The sequence below is a fragment of the Curvibacter gracilis ATCC BAA-807 genome (assembly GCF_000518645.1).
GTDB lineage: Bacteria > Pseudomonadota > Gammaproteobacteria > Burkholderiales > Burkholderiaceae_C > Curvibacter > Curvibacter gracilis.
The window spans coordinates 38974-56785 of record NZ_KI912467.1; the positions used below are offsets into that span (position 1 = coordinate 38974).

The window sequence follows — 17812 nt, forward strand, 5'->3', positions numbered from 1 at the left end:
CAATCCTTGAATGAGCCTGCAGCGCAGGTACGGAGCTTACGCAAAATGCGAGCCAGATCAGTATGCCGCCAGATCGCACCACGCGCCCGGAACCGGGCGCGCGCGTGGCGTCGGGTGCCCGCCTTTACAGCAGCAGGCCGCATTCTTGCTACATTTCGCAACCACACCATGAACGCCCGTTCTGTCGCCACAGGCCACCCCGCCCTGACCCGCCTCCACCAGTCGCTGTGGATCACGCTGGTGATGTCGCTGCTGTTCATGGGCTTGTTCGTCTACTACGTGGCGGCAGAAAAAGCGATCGACCAGGCCAATGAAGAACGCCTGGAGTCGCTGGGGCTGGCCGCGGAGCTGCGGCAGTCGTCGGACGACCTCACGCGCATGGTGCGCACCTATGTGGCCACGGGCGACCTGGTCTACGAGAAGTACTACATGGAGATCCTGGCCATCCGCGATGGCCTCAGCCCCCGCCCGCTCGATTACCGCAATGTCTACTGGGATCTGGTGCAGGGCAACGGGCCCCGGCCACGGGCCGCAGGTGCCGCCGTGCCGCTGCTGAGCTTGATGGAACAGGCCCACTTCACACAGGCCGAGTTCGCCAAGCTGGCCGAGGCCAAGGCCAACTCGGACGCGCTGACCGGCACCGAGTTGGCCGCGATGGTGCTCATCGAAGCATCCGGTGGCGATGTGGCGGCGCGCCGCCTGCGCGCCATCGCGATGTTGCACGACGCGGCCTACCACGAGGCCAAGGCCCGCATCATGCGGCCGATCGCCGAGTTTCAGGAGATGGTGGAGTTGCGCACCACGCAAGCCGTCCAGGAGGCCGCGCACTTTGCGGTGCTGGTGCGGTGGGTGTTTGCGGGGGTGGGCCTGCTGCTGGGCTTCACGCTGTGGCAGACCTACCGGGCATTGCACCATACGCTGGGCGGCAAGATCGAAGACATCCACCGCCAGATCGAGCGCCTGGGCCGCGGCGACTTTGGCGAGCCCATCCCTGTGGAGGCCCACCTCAAGCAAAGCGTGCTGGGCTGGCTGGCCGAAACCCAGCGCCAGTTGCTGGCGGCCGACACCGAGCAGCGACGCTCGGCCGCGCAGATCAACAACCTGGCGTTCTTCGACCAGCTCACCGGCCTGCCCAATCGGGTGCTGCTGCTGGACCGGCTGCGCCAGACGCAGGCCGTCAGCCAGCGCACCGGCCAGTACGCGGCCCTGATGTTCATCGACCTGGACCATTTCAAGACCCTGAACGACACCAAGGGCCACGACATGGGCGACCTGTTGCTGCAGCAGGTGGCCGAGCGCTTGCGCAACGCGGTGCACCCCGACGACACGGTGGCGCGCATCGGCGGCGATGAGTTCGTGATGGTGCTGGGGGGCCTGGGCGAGACGGCCCGTGACGCGGCCAGCGCGACCGAGGCGATTGCCGAGCGACTGCTGCGCTCCCTCACCCAGGCGTACACCTTGAGGGGCTTTGTGCACCACAGCAGTGCCAGCCTCGGTGCCACCCTGTTCCAAGGGCAGAGCACCTCGATGGACGAACTGATGAAGCAGGCCGACCTGGCCATGTACCGGGCCAAGGACGCAGGGCGGCAGGCGGTGCGCTTTTTTGACCCGGCCATGGAGGCGATGGCCAAACAACGGGCCGAGATCGAAGACGACCTGCATCAGGCACTGCAGTTGCAGCAGTTTGTGCTGCATTTTCAGCCCCAGGTGAACGTTGAGCGGGAGCTGCTGAGCGCTGAGGTGCTGGTGCGTTGGCAGCACCCCGTGCGCGGCCTGGTGCCGCCGGGTGAGTTCATCGGCCTGGCCGAGGACACCGGCTTGATCGTGCCGCTGGGGCACTGGGTGTTACAGGCGGCCTGCGAGCAGTTGGCCCGCTGGGCGGGCCGGCCCGTGCTGGGCCAGCTGAGCCTGGCCGTGAACATGAGCGCCAAGCAGTTTCGCGACCCGGGCTTCGTGGCCATGGTGCTGGAGGTGGTGCAACACACCGGGGCTGACCCGCGCCGACTCAAGCTGGAGCTGACCGAAAGCCTGCTGGTGCACGATGTGGACGAGATCATCGCCACCATGCAGACCCTGCAAGGCCATGGCATCGGCTTTTCGCTGGACGACTTCGGTACGGGCTACTCCTCACTGACCTACTTGAAGCGCTTGCCGTTGAACCAGCTCAAGATCGACCAGTCCTTTGTGCGCGACCTGCTGCACGACGCGCACGATGCGGCCATCGCCAAGACCATCGTCACCCTGGCCCAGAGCCTGGGCCTGCCGGTGATTGCGGAGGGGGTGGAAACAGCGGCGCAGCAGCGTTTTCTGCAGCAGATCGGCTGCCACGCCTACCAGGGCTATCTGTTCAGCCGGCCGGTGCCACTGGCGATCTTCGAGCGCCTGGCGCTGGCCGGGCCCCTGGAGGCCGTTGGTTGAGCCCGCGCCGGCTCATCGGCCGATCTGCTTGCTGACGGCGTTTTCCTGCTGGTTGAGGGCGTGCTGCTCGGCCTTGGTGATGTGGCCGCCGTTTTGCGAGGCCATCAAGCGCTCTTCCTGTCGGATCTGGTGGTCTTCACGGTGCAGGGCTGCGCCTTGCTGGGGCGTGATCTCGCCGCTCTTGACCTCGCGGTGGATGCGTGCGTTTTGCCGGTCGAGACGCGCATTGACCTCGGCACGCCGAGGATGGGTCTCTTTCCAGGTCTGGGCCGGTGTCTGGGCCCCCGCGGCGCCGCAGATGACAAGCAGGGAAAGAACGGTGACCAGGGATTTGTTTGACATGCTTTGCTCCTCGATAGGGGTGGGAATCAGACTGCTCCCGAGGATGACAACGGCGCATGCCAAGCCCTTGTTGACGGCTTGTTTGTAGCGGCCAGGTAAAGAATCTGGAGGGGCGCGAAGGCCCGGGCAGCAGACTCAGGCGGCCTGGGGCGTGTTCAAGGCGCGGTGCTCTCCCGCGCCAACGAACTGGAGCGCCAACGCGCCAGGTTGGCCTTGATGATCTCGTCGAGGGCGCCGCTTTTCTTGAGCTGGGCCAGCTTGGCCTCGATGGCGTCGAGCCTGTCGGCGCATGCGCCCTTGAGCGTGAGGGCCAGGTAGTTGGGGGTGTCGGCCAGGTAGGTTGGGGGCACGACGAAACTGGCCTCATCGCTGCGTTTGAGCAGGAAAGCCATGCCGACAAAATAGCCGGTGAGAAAGTAGTCGATGCGCCCGACCTTGAGCTTGTTGAAATTGCTCTCCGGGGTGTCGGCCTCTTCGATCTCGAGCGAGGCCCTGATGAAGTCGTCCACGTCGCCACCAAAGCGGTTGCCACGGGTGATGCCCCCGCGGTGGCCGACCAGGTCTTGCCTGGACTGGAAGCTGAAGGCGCGGTCGCGCGCCTGGAACACCGCCACCGGGTTGGACAGCGCGGCCGTTTTGGGAAACAGCAGGAACTGCTCGCGTTCGGGGGTTTTCTTGAGCGTGGCCACCATGTCGAGCTCGCCACGCTCGGCCAGCTTCATGATGCGAGTGAAGGGGCCCAGATAGCGGACTTCGTAGGGGATGTGCAGCTCGTCGAGCACGCGCCGGGCGATGTCGACGCTGGCCCCTTGCATCTGGTGGCCGTCGTACCAGTGCAGCGGCGGGTAGGCCGGGTCGGCGCCGACGCGCATGTGGGTGCAGGCGGCCTGGGCGGGTGTGAGCAGGCCGGTGGCAACCAGCCCGGCCAGGGCCAGCGCAGACACCGGCATGCCCGTGGTGAAGCGGCGAACGCTGCGCCGGGCACTGAATGCCGGCTGTGTCTGACGGTGCTGCATGTTGTCTCCCTTGTCGAAGCAGGCCCCTCAACGCATCTCGGCATAGCGGTTGTAGATGCGCTCCAGGGATCCGTTTCGCTTGAGTTTGAGCAAGGCGGCTTCAAGCCGCCTGACCAGGGCAGGCTCCAGGTGCCTGCCGGCCCAGAAGTGGCTGGGGGTCTCGCCCATCACCCCCGGCACGAGTCCCAGTTCGGCGCTCATCTGCACGGCCTTGATGTAGTAGACGCAAGTGAGCTCGTTGCCGTAGTAATAACGCACCCGGCGCCGCGCGATGTTGCGCAGCGCGGCCACGGTGTCGGTCTCGTCCACGGCCACGCCATGCTGGCGCAGCTTGTCGGCATAGCTGGCCCCGGCCTGGGTGGCCACCAGACCGCCGGAGCGCGCCAGCTCTTCGAAGTCCTTGGGGCTGCGTGTGTCTTCACGCAAAGCCACCAGGCGTTCACGCACCGAGTACACCGGGGTGGAAAGGCGGTGGGCGATGTGGTGGCGCCTGGCGGTGTCGAGCAAGGCACAGACCACGTCGAGCCGGCCGTCCTCAAGGGATTTCTCGATGCGGCGCAGCGGGGTGGGGGTGGGATCGATCTCGAAGCGGATATCAGGGTCGACGCCTTCGATGGCCCGCAGGATATCGGGGCACAGCCCGCCGACCGAGGCGCCACCTTTGCCGGGCGGGCCCACCAGGTATTTGGGGGCAGAGCCCTCCTGCACAGCCGTGCGCAGCAGCCAGCCGGCGGCCAGGGCTTTGCCCATGCCCCCGAGCATGAGCAGCAGTGCCAGGGAAGAAGCGACAAGGTTCATGGCTGGATCGGGTGTTGCTGACTGACAGGATCTGCAAGGGCCCCCACCGTGGATCACGGCATCCGATGGCCCTGCCATTCAACGCCGCTGCGGCCCATTTGACAAGCAGGGGCAAACGCCAAGATCGGCCTGTTTGATCAACGTCATCACTTTGCAGCCAGCCCCTGGCAACACCAATTGACCGCACCAGAACGCAAGGCAACAATTTGCCGATGTGTCCTCCACAGGCCCTGGACCCGGATTCGCACCTGCTGGTGCGGGCGCGTCTGCGCGCGCCGATCCGGCCATCGTCGTCATGACCTTGCGTCAAACCCTGGACCCGGCCCTGGCCCCTGCTGCCGCCCCGCGCAAAAGCCTGCGCCGGCCCCTGTTCGTGGTACTGCTGTTGGCCCTGCTGATCCCGGCGGCTGTGGCCACCCTGATCTTGTTGAGTCTGAACCTGCAAAAAGCGGTGGAGGTGAATGCCCGGGCCCGGGCCGAGCAATTTGCCGACCTGTTGAAGGCCGGCCTGGTGCTGCCTCTGTGGAACGTGGCCATCGACACGGGCTGGCCCCTGGTGAGGGCGGTGGTGGCCGACCCATCGATCGTGTCGGTCGAAGTGCGCGATGCCGATGGCGAGACTTTGTTGTCGTTTCAGCACCCCAACCCGGGCAAGGGCAGCCGCATCGAGATCACCCGCAACATTGACAAGGATGGCGAACGGCTGGGCGACGTGCGCCTGTCGTATGCCACCACCTCAGCCCAGGAGGAGGCCTGGAACTCGGCCTGGGTATTGGCCGGGGTGGTGGGCTGCCAGTTGGTGGCCTCGTCCTTGCTGATCGGGCTGTGGCTGCATCGGCGGGTGCTGCGCCCCCTCTCGCGCCTGGGCCACAGCGCGGCCGGGATATCGGCCGGTGATCTGCAGACCGCCTTGCCGTTGCTGCGGCCAGACGAGTTCGGGGTGCTGGCCAAGCAGCTCGACTTCATGCGGGCCTCGCTGGCTCATTCTGTCGAGAAGCTGGAGGAGCGGGTCAACAGCCGCACCGCCGAAGTGCGCCAGGCCCATGCCGAACTGCAGGGCGCCATGGACCACCTGCGCCAAACGCAGGAGCGCTTGATCCAGACCGAAAAGCTGGCCTCGCTGGGCGCTTTGGTGGCTGGGGTGGCCCACGAGCTCAACACGCCCATCGGCAACGGTGTGCTGGTGCTGAGCACCATGGCCGACCAGAGCCGCGCGTTCAAGGCCACGCTGGCCAAGGGCCTGACCCGCGCCCAGCTGGATCAGTTCGTGGGCCATCTGGACGAAGGCATCGGCATTGCCCTGGGCAGCCTGAACCGGGCGGCCGAACTGGTGCAGGATTTCAAGCAGATGGCGGTGGACCAGACCAGCCTGCGCCGGCGCAGCTTTGATCTGAAGGAGCTGGTCAGCGAGACGCTGACCACGATTTCGGTGGTGCACAAACATGGCCCGTCCCGCTACGCCATCGACATACCGGACGGCATCCGCATGGAGAGCCACCCCGGCGCGATCAGCCAGATCGTGAGCAATCTGTACGAGAACGCCCTGATCCATGCCTTTGGCGAGCGCGGCGGCCTGCTGACCCTCTGGGCCCGGCAGGAAGGGGACGAGGTGTTGATCAAGGTGAGCGACGATGGCGCCGGTGTGGCGCCGGAGAACCTGGCCCGCATCTTTGACCCCTTCTTCACCACCCGCCTGGGCCAGGGCGGCTCGGGCCTGGGCCTGAGCATCGTCTTCGGCCTGGTGTCGGGCCTGCTGGGCGGCCAGGTGGAAGTGAGTTCGCAGCTGGGTCAGGGCACCTGCTTCAGCTTCAGGCTGCCCCTGACGGCCCCTGCGCGGGCCGACGGCGGCCCCGACGCCCCACCCAGCCAGCATTGAAGTGACTCGTTGAACTCGCCCGTTGGGCTGGTCCGAGTGGGTCGCTTGACTCACAGTATTGCTTTTGGCAACATTATCAAGCCATTAGCAATATATAAACATGACAAACACGGCCAACATCCTTCCTGAGCACATCGTGGCGGTGCGCCAGTTCAACCGTTTTCACACCCGTTTGGTGGGGGCGCTGGGGGACCGGGTGCTGCACTCGGACTACAGCCTGCCGCAGTTGCGCCTGCTGTACGAGATGGCCCATGCCCCGGCGCAGGCCCCGGCCTCGGCCGCGCAACTGGGGCGTGATCTGGGCATGGACCCGGGTTACCTGAGCCGGCTCATCAGCAGCCTGGAAGAGCGCGGGCTGGTGCAGCGCGAGGCCTCGCCCGACCACGGCAAACGCCTGGCCCTGCGCCTGACCGACGAAGGCCGCACGGTGTTCGCAGGCCTGGAGGCCGCCTCAGCCGCCGAAGTGGCCGCCCTGCTGCAACCCCTGAGCGAGGCACAGCAGGCCCGACTGGTGGGGGCCATGACCCAGGTGCGCCGCCTGCTGGGCGATAGCGACGCGCCCGCCAAGGCCTTCATCCTGCGCGACCCCCGCCCGGGTGACCTGGGCATCGTGATCCAGAAGCAGGCCGAGCTGTACGCGCAAGAGTACGGCTGGGACTGGACCTTCGAAGGCCTGCTGGCCGAGATCGTGGGGCAGTACGTGAAAACCCACGACCCCGCCCGCGAGCGCTGCTGGATTGCCGAGAGCGAGGGCGAGGTGGTGGGCTCGGTGTTTGTAGTCAAGCAGGACGACGAGACGGCCAAGCTGCGCATGCTGTACGTGGATGCCAGCGCGCGCGGCCTGGGCCTGGGCCGGCGCCTGGTGGACGAGTGCCTGCGCTTTGCGCGGGCTCAGGGCTACCGGCGCATGGTGCTGTGGACCAACGACATCCTGGTGTCAGCGCGCCGCATCTACCAGGCCGCCGGTTTTGAGTTGATCGAAGAGGACAAGCACCACAGCTTTGGCAAGGACCTGGTGGGCCAGGTGTGGGCGCGCGATCTGTGATCAGGCCGCAGCCGGCACCGAGCGCCCCACCAGGCGCACGATGGCCTCACCCGTGGGCGAGGCCACCATGTCGGCCAGGGTGTACTGGTTGAGGCTGGCAAAAAAGGCTCGCTGGGCCTGGTCGAGCATGCCCTTGAGCTGACAACGCCCGGCCAGGGCGCAGGGTGGGTCGGCGCAATCGATCATCTGGGTGACGCCCTCAAGGCTCTGGATCACGTCGCCCAGGCGGTACTCGTGCAGCGGCAGGGCCAGGGCCAGCCCGCCGCCCTTGCCCCGGGTGGTGGCCAGCCATTGGTGCTGGCCCATGAAGTGCACCACCTTGACCAGGTGGTGACGTGACACCTCGAACTGCTGGGCGATCTCGGAGATGGTGGCGGGGGTGTCGCGCTTCTGATGCGTGAGGTACATCAGGACGCGCAGTCCCAGGTCGGTGAAGTGCGTGAGCTGCATGGTGACACGGTGTGGAAGGGCCCAGGCAGCATAACGCCTTCAGACACCGCCGGTGCCGAAGGCCTCGGCATGGATGTGGGCCGCGGGCACGCCCGCCGCCTGCAGGGCCTGGCGCTGCGCCTGCATGAAGCCGCGCGGGCCGCACAGGTAGTACTGCGAGTTGGCGCCCAGCACGCTCACCTGCTCGGCCGACAGCTCGATGCGGCCAGCCTGGTCGTAATGCTGGCCGAGCTGATCCTGCGCGCGCGGGTGTTCGTAATGGATGCGTGCCTGCAGGGCGCGGTGCCGCCCGGCCAGCTCGCGCACCCGGGCGCCAAAGGCATGGGCCCCACCGTGGCGCGCCGCGTGCAGAAAGTGCACGGGCCGCTGCGGGGCGCGCTGCACCAGGTGCTCCAGCATGGCCATCATGGGGGTGATGCCCACGCCCGCGCTGATCAGCACGGCAGGCGCTTCGGCCTGATCATCAAGCACGAAGTCGCCCATGGGCGGGGCCACGTCGATCAGGTCGCCCTCTTGCACCTGGGTGTGCAGCACGTTCGACACCATGCCGGCCGGCGTGGCCGCCTCGCCCCCCTGCCCGGCCTCGCGCTTGACCGAGATCCGCAAGGCCTGTTCACCCGGCGCGGCCGACAGGCTGTACTGGCGCGGCTGGTGCAGGCCCAGTTCAGGCACCGGCACGCGCACGCTCACATACTGGCCCGGCACGAAGCCGGGCACCGGGCCGCCATCGGCGGGCACCAGGTAGAACGAGGTGATCTCGTCGCTCTCGGCCACCTTGCGCTGAACGCGAAAGCCGCGCCAGCCCGTCCAGCCGCCGGGCTGGGTGGCGGCGGCCTGGTACAGGCCCTCTTCCATGCCGATCAGCAGCTCGGCCAGTTGGCCGTAGGCGGCAGCCCAGGCGGCAATCAGTTCGTCGGTGGCGGCCTCGGCGCCCAGCACCTCGCGGATCGAGGCCAGCAGATGCCGGCCCACGATGGCGTAGTGCTCGCGGCGGATGCCCAGGCTCACGTGCTTGTGGGCGATCAGTTGCAGAACCGGTGCCAGCACCCCCGGGTTGTCGATGTGTTCGGCGTAGGCCGCCACCGCCATGGCCAGCGCCTGCTGCTGGGCGCCCGAACGTTGGTGGCCCTGGTTGAAGATGGCCTTGAGCTCAGGGTTGTGCTCGAACATGCGGGCGTAAAAGTGGCGGGTCAGCGCCACGCCATGCTCCTTGAGCACGGGGGCGGTGGCTTTGACGAGGCTGCGGGTCTGGGTGTCGAGCATGGGGCTTCCTTTTAAAGATGCATTTATCTTACATTTTAAAAACGCCATTCCAACCAAAACCCCTGTGCGCCTGCGGGCACTGCGCTCTCAGGGTTTTTACTTTTCACGAATTACGCATTGCGGACTATATTTACGCAATTCAAAACACCCACGGCGCCATGACCACCCCACAAGACACTGCGGCCCCCGCCGCCCGCTGCCCGATCGACCATGCCGCACTGATGGGCCAGCGCTCGCCCACCGGCTGCCCGGTGAGCCCGGCGGCAGCCGCCTTCGACCCCTTTTCGGACGGCTACCAGCAGGATCCGCCCGAGTACGTGCGCTGGGCGCGCGAGCAGGAGCCGGTGTTCTTCAGCCCGCAGCTGGGCTACTGGGTGGTGACGCGCTATGACGACATCAAGGCGGTGTTCCGCGACAACATCACCTTCAGCCCCTCGATCGCGCTGGAGAAGATCACCCCCACCGGTGACGAGGCCAACGCCGTGCTGGCCCAGTACGGCTACGCCATGAACCGCACCCTGGTGAACGAAGACGAGCCGGCCCACATGGCGCGCCGCCGTGTGCTGATGGAGCCCTTCACACCCGAGGCCCTGAAGCACCACGAGCCCCTGGTGCGGCGGGTGACGCGCGAGTACATCGACCGCTTCATCAACGACGGCCGTGCCGACCTGGTCGATCAGATGCTGTGGGAGGTGCCGCTGACCATCGCCCTGCACTTTCTGGGCGTGCCCGAAGAGGACATGGACCAGCTGCGCCAGTTCTCCATCGCCCACACCGTGAACACCTGGGGCCGCCCCCGGCCTGAAGAGCAGGTGAAGGTGGCGCATGCGGTGGGCAACTTCTGGCAGTTGGCCGGCAAGATCCTGGACAAGATGCGGCAAGACCCCAGCGGCCCGGGCTGGATGAAATACGGCATCCGCAAGCAGGCCGAGTACCCCGAGGTGGTGACCGACTCGTACCTGCACTCGATGATGATGGCGGGCATCGTGGCCGCCCACGAGACCACGGCCAACGCCACGGCCAACGCACTGAAGCTGCTGCTGCAGCACCCCAGCGCCTGGCGCGAACTGTGCGAAGACCGCAGCCTGATCCCCAGCGCGGTGGAAGAATGCCTGCGCCACAACGGCTCGGTGGCCGCCTGGCGGCGACTGGCCACGCGGGACGTGCAGGTGGGCGGCATCGACATTCCGGCGGGCAGCAAGCTGCTGATCGTGATGGCCTCGGCCAACCACGACGAACACCGCTTTGCCGACGCCGACCTGTTCGACATCCGGCGCGACGACGCCAGCGAACACCTGACCTTCGGCTACGGTGCCCACCAGTGCATGGGCAAGAACCTGGCCCGCATGGAGCTGCAGATCTTCATCGACGAATTTGCCCGCCGCCTGCCCCACATGCGCCTGGCCGAGCAGCGCTTCAGCTATGTGGCCAACACCTCCTTCCGCGGCCCCGAGCACCTGTGGGTGGAATGGGACCCGGCCGCCAACCCCGAACACCACCGCCCTGAGGTGCACCAGGCCCTGCAGCCGGTGCGCATCGGCGAGCCCTCGCGCCACACAGCAGCGCGCCCGGTGCAGGTGGAGAGCATCACCCCCCTGAGCGCCGACACCTTGCGCCTGCGGCTGCGTTCGGTCGATGGCCAGCCCCTGCCGCGCTGGACGCCCGGCGCCCACATCGATGTGGAATGCGGCAGCACCGGCCTGTCGCGCCAGTATTCGCTGTGCGGCGACCCGGCCGAGGCCGCGGTGTACGAGATCGCGGTGCTGCGCGACCCGGCCAGCCGCGGCGGCTCGGCCTGGCTGCACGAGCAGCTGCGCGTGGGCGAGCGCCTGAAGATCCGCGGCCCGCGCAACCACTTCCGTTTTGACGAAGGCGCCCAGCGCGTGATCCTGTTGGCGGGGGGCATCGGCATCACGCCGATCCGCGCCATGGCCCGACGTGCCGCTGCGTTGGGCATGGACTACCAGGTGCACTACTGTGGGCGTTCACGCCAGCACATGGCCTACCTGGCCGACATGCAGGCCGAGCATGGCGCTCGCCTGCAGGTGCACGCCAGCGACGAAGGCCTGCGCCTGGACCTGAACGCCCTGCTGCGCACCCACCCACCCGGCACCCAGCTGTATGCCTGCGGCCCCGAACGCCTGCTGCAGGCCCTGGCCGAGGCCGGCGCGCACTGGCCCGAAGACAGCCTGCACACCGAGCACTTCCACGCCCAGGCCACCCAGCTGGACCCGAGCCGCGAACACGCCTTCGAAGTGGTGCTGAAGGATTCGGGCCTGACCCTGCCCGTGCCCGCCGACCAGACGGTGCTGTCGGTGCTGCGCGCCGCCAACATCGATGTGCAAAGCGACTGTGGCGAAGGCCTGTGTGGATCGTGCGAGGTGCGGGTGCTGGGCGGCCAGATCGACCACCGCGACGTGGTGCTCACCCGCAGCGAGCGCGAGGCCCAGAACCGCATGATGGTGTGCTGCTCACGCGCCTGTGGAGATCGCCTGGTGCTGGAACTCTGAGGCCCATCCACCCCCTCTCCAAGGCCCTTCGTTGAAGGGCCTTTTTGCTTTCAACGCTTTATCAACGCCCGATCTGAACAATTGCAGGGTGCTCAGGGAGAAAAGTGCTGCCGGCGGCCCCGATCGGGGGCCGCCGGTTGGCGTCGTCTCCCGAGACAGACACTTCGAATCACACACTCATCGGGAGAACAACGAGTGACAAAGACGCTCTGGATGGCCTTGCTGGCCCTGCTGTTCACAAGTACCAGTTGGGCCGCGGCGACTTACAGCATCACCGCCAACCCTTACACCTCGGTCGGGGGGGCCGCCCCCAGGTTGTACGCCACCACCGACAACGCGAGTGGCTCCTTCACGATGGCCACGCAACTGACTGGCGGCCTCATCAACTCGAATGTGAATGCCTCGGTCACGGCGTTCTCGTTTGACGACGGAAAGGGCAATGTGATCACCCAGGCCAATGCCACCGCCAGGAGCTTCCAGGTGAGCACCGATCCAGGAGGCACCATCACGGCCTTCGATATCACCGTCAGCCTGACGGGCCCTCCCGCACGCAGCATCCGCCTCTACACGGGCGACGGTGGCGGGGTACAAGTGTCCAACGGAGGCCAATCCGCCACACGGACGGGAAACCCCGGCAGTTTCACCCTCACGATCACGGCGGACCCAGTGGTGACCAACACCTCGGTGCCCACACTCTCCGAGTGGGCCTTGATCACCCTGGCAGGCCTGATGCTGGCGGGCGTGGCTCTGAATCAACGCCGTCAACGTCGCACTTTCTGAGCGAAAAGCCCCCGGCCCCTGCCTGCGTCGGCAGGGACTTTTCTGAACGACCCCTCGCAAGGACTCACCCCGCCGTCACCGCCCCCAGGCTCAGGCTGATGGCACGGGCCTCGCGCAGCACCAGCGGCGCAATCGGGCCGTTCAGGCCGGGGTCGAAACCCCCGGTGGCACCGAGCGCCGTCAAAACCGCCACCACCCGGCCGCTGTAGTCGGTGATGGGTGCGGCCACCGCGCTGATGCCGGGCAGCAATGAATCGCGGGCAATGGCACAGCCCTGGGCCCGCACCTGATCGCGCAACTGCTCCAACGTCTGCACGCCCAGGCGGGCCCGCTGCTCAGGGCTGGCCTGGGCCAACTCGCCCTGCAGGCGGCGCCACTGTGCCGCGTCGTCCAGCGTGCTCAGAAACACCTGCCCGGTGGCCGACCACAGGGCCGGCAGCACCGAACCCGCGCGCACATTGATGGTGACGGGCAGCAGCGGCTCTTCGAAGCGCATGATGGTCGGGCCCAGATTGCCCATGATGGCCAGGAAGCAGGTCACACCCAATTCATCGCGCAGGCGGATCAGGGCAGGCTCGCTGCGCCGCACCGGGTCGTTCTGGCGCATGGCGGCCAGGCCGATCTGGATCGCTTCGGGCCCCAGTCGGTAGTGCTGGGTGCTGCTGTCTTGCACCACCAGGTCTTCCTGGATCAGGCTGGCCAGGTAGCGGTGCACCTTGGCGGTGCTTTCATCCACGGCCGTGGCCACCGCCGTCAGGCTGGCCGTGCCCCCCAGGCGGGCCAGGGCCTTCAGGATGCCCATGCCCATTTCAGCCGACTGCACGCGTTGGCGTCGCTCGGGGGTGCGGGGTGGGCTCGGGTCTTCACTCATCAATGGGTTCCTGTGTGTGGCGGGCAACACGCCATTATGGGCAGGCACGGCCCCGGGCCTGAAACCTCCAGCCCCCTGGTGAAAGCCCTAGCAGCAAATTACGCATTGCGAAGTAATCTTACGCAACAACCATTCATCACCCCGTACCCACCTCCCGGAGTCTCCACTTGAAAAAATTTGTCCGCGCCTGCCTGCTGGCCCTGCCTGTACTGCTGGGCCTCCAGGCCGCGCCCACCCTGGCCCAGGCCAACTACCCGAACAAGCCCGTGCGCTGGATCGTGCCCTACCCCGCAGGGGGCGGCTCTGACTTTCTGGCCCGCACCATCAGCCAGGCCTGGGCGACCAGCAGTGGCCAGACCGTGGTGATCGACAACAAGCCCGGCGGCAACACCGCCATCGGCGCGGTCGAAACCGTGCGCTCGGCGCCCGATGGCTACACCATCCTGTCGGCCGACAACGGCACCATGGTGTTCAACCCGGCGCTGTACTCCAAGCTGTCGTACGACCCGGTCAAGGACCTGGCCCCGGTGACGCTGATGGGGCGCTTTCCGATGATCCTGGTGGTGGGCCCGGGCTCTGACGCCAAGGACGCCAAAGACTTCATCGCCAAGGCCAAGGCCCGCCCCGGCAGCATCAACTACGGCTCGGCCGGTGCCGGCAGCCCGCACCACCTGGCCATGGAAATGCTCAAGGTCGAGGCCAAGCTGCACCTGGTGCACATCCCCTACCGCGGTGCCGCCCCGGCCCTGGCCGACCTGGTGGGCGGGCAGATCCCGGCCATGATGGTCGACATGGCCGCTGGCGCCGGCTTCATCAAGGCCGGCAAGGTGCGCCCGCTGGCCGTGGCCAACCCGACCCGCCTGGCACAGTTGCCCGATGTGCCCACCTTTGCCGAGATCGGCCTGAAGAACGTCGAAGCGGCCGCCCTGGTGGGCCTGGTGGCGCCGGCCGGCACCCCGCCCGAGGTGGTGAACTCGCTGCAAAAGCAGATCGCGGCAGCCATCGCCCAACCCGCAGTCAAACAGCGCCTGATCGATTTCGGTGTCGAGCCGGTGGGCAACACGCCGCGCGAATACACTGAGTTGCTGCGCAAGGAAACCGTGCGCTGGCACCGCATCATCAAGGATCAGGGCATCTCGCTCGACTGAGCCTGCCGCCAAGCCCCTGCCGTGGCCGAGATCCCGGCACGGTGATTGCTTGACTGCAGCATGCTGTAGGCGGCTGGTGCGCGCCAGCTGCCACGATTCGCATCGGCCAGACCGTCTCCGGACGATCTGGTCGTTTTTCATTCCACTCCCAGACCCTGCACGATGTTCACCTCCCGCCTGTCGATCGCCAAAAAGCTGGCCTCCCTGCTCTGCCTCATCCTGGCGCTGTTTCTTTGCAGCGGCCTGTACGGCATCTTCAAGCTGCGCGCCATCACGCAGGAGATGAACACCATGTTCGACCAATCGCTGGCCATCGAGCGCATTGCCAGCGATTGGTACCGCAACTTCACCAACGCCGTGCAGCGCACCACCGCCACGGTGAAAAGCAGCGACCCGGCCCTGGCCACCCTGTTCAGTGCCATCGCCATCGAAGGCAGCAAGCAGTCGAGCGTGCAGCAGCAACAGATCAAGGAGCGCCTGGTGGACGAAGGCGACAAGCAGCTGTTTGCCGAGATCGGCGAGCACCGCAAGGTCTTCCTGGCCGTGCGCGACGAGATCAACAAGCTCAAGGCCGCAGGCGACGCCGCCGGTGCCGAGCAGATGTTCAACGACAAGTACATGCCGGTGTCCACGGCCACCGACGGCAAGATCAAGGAGCTGTTGTCGCGGCAACGCCAGCGCCTGGACGAAGCGGGCGAACGCATCCGCTCGGCCAGCACCCAGGCCACCACCTTGCTCACGGTGCTGTGCGCCGGCTCGATCCTGCTGGCAGCACTGCTGGCCTGGCGCATCTCGCTGAGCATCACCCGCCCGCTGCAGGATGCCCGCGAGGTGGCCCACAAGATCGCCAACATGGATTTGTCCGGCAACGTGATCCAGGTGCACAGCGGCGACGAGACCGGCGAGCTGCTGCAGGCCTTGTCGAGCATGCGCACCGCCCTGGAAACCACGCTGCTCGATGTGCGCCAGGTGGCCGACCACATGGCCACCGCCACGGGTGAGATTGCCTCGGGCAACGCCGACCTGAGCCACCGCACCGAAGACACGGCCACGCACCTCCAATCCACGGCCAGCGCGATGGAGCAGCTGAGTGCCACGGTGCACCAGTCGGCCGATGCGGCCAGCACCGCCAATCAGCTGGCCAGCACGGCGGCCTCGGTGGCCGCGCGCGGTGGTGAGGTGGTGTCCAGGGTGGTGACCACCATGGACGAGATCAACCAGAGCTCGCGCAAGATCAACGACATCATCGGTGTGATCGACGGCATTGCGTTCCAGACCAACATCCTGGCCTTGAATGCCGCCGTCGAGGCCGCCCGTGCCGGCGAGCAGGGTCGCGGCTTTGCCGTGGTGGCCGGCGAGGTGCGCAACCTGGCCCAGCGCAGCGCCCAGGCCGCGCGTGAGATCAAGGGCCTGATCGGCACCTCGGTCGAGAAGGTGAGCGACGGAACCCGGCTGGTGCAGGAAGCCGGCAGCACCATGCAGGACATCGTCAACAGCGTGCAGCGGGTGAGCGACATCATTGGCGAGATCACGGCCGCCTCGGTGGAGCAGTCCAACGGCATCCGCCAGGTCAGCACCTCGGTCACGCAGCTCGATCAGATGACCCAGCAGAACGCGGCGTTGGTGGAAGAGTCGGCCGCGGCGGCCCAGAGCCTGCGCGAGCAGGCCGCCCGCCTGGCCGACACGGTGGGCCGCTTCAAACTGCGCCAGGGTGCACCGGCCCTGGCCCAGGCAGGATCGCGCCAGGCCTTGCTGCGCTGAAACCCGGCGCCGGGCTCAGTCCGGTGTCGATGAGGGGGGAGCGGCGGGCGTGACGGGCGCTTTGTGCTGGCCGCGCAAGGCCTTGATGTCACCCAACTTGAGCCCCTCGGGCAGGCCTTGCAGAGCCGGCAGGCGCCATTTGCCCTGCCCCACCCGCTGCGAGCGGTAGATGCCCGTGTGCCCCGAGAACAGATAGGCCACCACGCAGGCCAGCAGGGCATGGACGCCGATGTCGGCGCCAAAGAGCTCCATGGCCATGAAGGTGCAGGCCAGCGGGGTGTTGGCCGCCCCGGCAAAGACCGCCACAAAGCCCAGCGCGGCCAGAAAGCCCAGGGGCAGTTGCAGCAGCGGCGCCAGCGCATTGCCCAGGGTGGCCCCGATGTAGAACAACGGCGTCACCTCACCGCCCTTGAAGCCGCTGCCCAGCGAGGCGATGGTGAACGCCATCTTGGCGGCAAAATCCCACGGGGCCAGCGGATGCTGGAACGACTCCACGATCACCGGGATGCCCAGGCCGGCATAGCGCCAGGCGTCCAAACCCCAAAGCGCTGCCGCCACCAGCAAGCCCCCCAGCAGCGGCCGCAGCGGCGCATAGGCGATGTGGCGCCGAAACAGGGCCGACAACGCATGCGTGCCATTGGCAAACAGCATGCCCACCAGGCCGAACAAGGCCCCCGCCAGCAGCACGGCCAGCACGCTCCAGGCCCCCAGGGCCGGGATCAGGCCGGCCGCGTAATGGGTGTGGTGCACGCCCCAGAGCATGGTGACCTGATCACCCACCACAGCGGCCAGCGCGCAGGCCAGCAGGGCATCGTGACGCAGACGGCCGATGGCCAGCACCTCGAGCGCGAACACGGCCCCGGCCAACGGGGTGCCGAAGACCGAGGCAAAGCCCGCACTGATGCCCGCCATCAGCAGGATGCGGCGCTCGGCGGCCTCCAGCTTCAGCAGGCGGGTGATCTGGTCGGCCAGCGAGCCGCCCATCTGCACCGCCGTGCCCTCACGCCCGACCGAGGCACCAAACAGGTGCGAAACGACAGTGCTCAAGAGGATCAGGGGCGCCATGCGCAAGGGCACCACCTGGCGCGGGTCGTGGATCTCATCGATCAGCAGGTTGTTGCCCGCCTCGACCGATTGGCCCACGCGCAGATAGACCCAGCCCACGGCAAAGCCGGCCAGGGGCAGGCCCCAGACGATCCAGCGGTGGGCCTCGCGCCACTGGGTGGCGGCCTCCAGCATGACCAGAAACAGGGCAGAGGCCGAACCCGCCAACAAGCCCACCACACACGCCAGCAAAAGCCAGCGCAGGGTGAGCGGGAAAAGTGCGAATTGCTCGTTCATTTGGGGATTTGTGTGGGCGCGGAGAGGACGATCCAGACGCCGGAGCAGGCGCCGGGGAATCTTAACAAAGGGCCTGCGGAAGTCCGTCACACCCGGCGCCCCGGCTTCACGCAGAAGCCTCGCAGCACGGTGTAGGATGCTCGTAACGTCTAATTACAAATTGCGAAGAGGCCGAGCCCTGAAAGCCCCTGCG

Annotated in this window: 14 protein-coding genes; 7 read left to right on the plus strand and 7 right to left on the minus strand. The window is 67.0% G+C overall.

Annotated elements, in window-relative coordinates:
* Nucleotides 1–168: 168 nt before the first annotated feature.
* Entirely contained in the window at nucleotides 169–2418 is a 2250-nt protein-coding gene (locus tag L880_RS36760; protein WP_051443663.1) for an EAL domain-containing protein, read from the plus strand.
* Between the two features lie 12 nt (nucleotides 2419–2430).
* Here the strand turns inward: L880_RS36760 and L880_RS0128880 are convergent, their stop codons facing one another.
* The 3 genes from L880_RS0128880 to L880_RS0128890 all read right to left on the minus strand — a co-directional run bounded on the left by L880_RS0128880 (nucleotide 2431) and on the right by L880_RS0128890 (nucleotide 4574).
* Nucleotides 2431–2760 (minus strand): hypothetical protein, encoded by a 330-nt coding sequence (locus tag L880_RS0128880; protein ID WP_027478553.1) that lies wholly within the window; start codon nucleotides 2758–2760, stop codon nucleotides 2431–2433.
* A 155-nt stretch (nucleotides 2761–2915) separates the two neighbouring features.
* On the minus strand, nucleotides 2916–3776 hold the full coding sequence (locus L880_RS33885) for a substrate-binding periplasmic protein (RefSeq protein WP_051443664.1): 861 nt from the start codon (nucleotides 3774–3776) through the stop codon (nucleotides 2916–2918).
* 27 nt (nucleotides 3777–3803) lie between these two features.
* Nucleotides 3804–4574, minus strand: a complete 771-nt coding sequence (locus L880_RS0128890; protein WP_027478554.1) for a substrate-binding periplasmic protein — start codon at nucleotides 4572–4574, stop codon at nucleotides 3804–3806.
* A 295-nt stretch (nucleotides 4575–4869) separates the two neighbouring features.
* Here L880_RS0128890 and L880_RS33890 point away from each other — a divergent pair, with 295 nt between their 5' ends.
* Together L880_RS33890 and L880_RS0128900 are read left to right on the plus strand one after the other, a co-directional pair.
* A complete protein-coding gene (locus L880_RS33890; RefSeq protein WP_051443665.1) occupies nucleotides 4870–6450 on the plus strand; it encodes a sensor histidine kinase in 1581 nt (526 codons plus the stop codon).
* A 100-nt stretch (nucleotides 6451–6550) separates the two neighbouring features.
* Complete coding sequence (locus L880_RS0128900; RefSeq protein ID WP_027478555.1) at nucleotides 6551–7495, plus strand: bifunctional helix-turn-helix transcriptional regulator/GNAT family N-acetyltransferase; 945 nt, start codon at nucleotides 6551–6553, stop codon at nucleotides 7493–7495.
* Here L880_RS0128900 and L880_RS0128905 read toward each other — a convergent pair whose 3' ends face one another.
* Together L880_RS0128905 and hmpA are read right to left on the minus strand one after the other, a co-directional pair.
* Nucleotides 7496–7945, minus strand: a complete 450-nt coding sequence (locus L880_RS0128905) for an RrF2 family transcriptional regulator (protein WP_027478556.1) — start codon at nucleotides 7943–7945, stop codon at nucleotides 7496–7498.
* Nucleotides 7946–7984: 39 nt separating this feature from the next.
* Nucleotides 7985–9208, minus strand: a complete 1224-nt coding sequence (gene hmpA, locus L880_RS0128910; protein WP_027478557.1) for an NO-inducible flavohemoprotein — start codon at nucleotides 9206–9208, stop codon at nucleotides 7985–7987.
* Nucleotides 9209–9366: 158 nt separating this feature from the next.
* Here hmpA and L880_RS0128915 point away from each other — a divergent pair, with 158 nt between their 5' ends.
* Both L880_RS0128915 and L880_RS0128920 read left to right on the plus strand, forming a co-directional pair.
* Nucleotides 9367–11718 (plus strand): cytochrome P450/oxidoreductase, encoded by a 2352-nt coding sequence (locus tag L880_RS0128915; RefSeq protein ID WP_027478558.1) that lies wholly within the window; start codon nucleotides 9367–9369, stop codon nucleotides 11716–11718.
* A gap of 195 nt (nucleotides 11719–11913) precedes the next feature.
* The gene (locus tag L880_RS0128920; RefSeq protein ID WP_157463104.1) at nucleotides 11914–12498 is read left to right on the plus strand and encodes an IPTL-CTERM sorting domain-containing protein; all 585 of its coding nucleotides are present in this window, start codon (nucleotides 11914–11916) and stop codon (nucleotides 12496–12498) included.
* 64 nt (nucleotides 12499–12562) lie between these two features.
* Here L880_RS0128920 and L880_RS0128925 read toward each other — a convergent pair whose 3' ends face one another.
* Nucleotides 12563–13369, minus strand: a complete 807-nt coding sequence (locus L880_RS0128925) for an IclR family transcriptional regulator (protein ID WP_027478560.1) — start codon at nucleotides 13367–13369, stop codon at nucleotides 12563–12565.
* A gap of 167 nt (nucleotides 13370–13536) precedes the next feature.
* Here L880_RS0128925 and L880_RS0128930 point away from each other — a divergent pair, with 167 nt between their 5' ends.
* Nucleotides 13537–14517, plus strand: a complete 981-nt coding sequence (locus tag L880_RS0128930; RefSeq protein ID WP_027478561.1) for a Bug family tripartite tricarboxylate transporter substrate binding protein — start codon at nucleotides 13537–13539, stop codon at nucleotides 14515–14517.
* A gap of 162 nt (nucleotides 14518–14679) precedes the next feature.
* The gene (locus L880_RS0128935) at nucleotides 14680–16278 is read left to right on the plus strand and encodes a methyl-accepting chemotaxis protein (RefSeq protein ID WP_027478562.1); all 1599 of its coding nucleotides are present in this window, start codon (nucleotides 14680–14682) and stop codon (nucleotides 16276–16278) included.
* A 15-nt stretch (nucleotides 16279–16293) separates the two neighbouring features.
* Here L880_RS0128935 and L880_RS0128940 read toward each other — a convergent pair whose 3' ends face one another.
* Nucleotides 16294–17619 (minus strand): voltage-gated chloride channel family protein, encoded by a 1326-nt coding sequence (locus L880_RS0128940; RefSeq protein ID WP_027478563.1) that lies wholly within the window; start codon nucleotides 17617–17619, stop codon nucleotides 16294–16296.
* Nucleotides 17620–17812 lie beyond the last annotated feature (193 nt).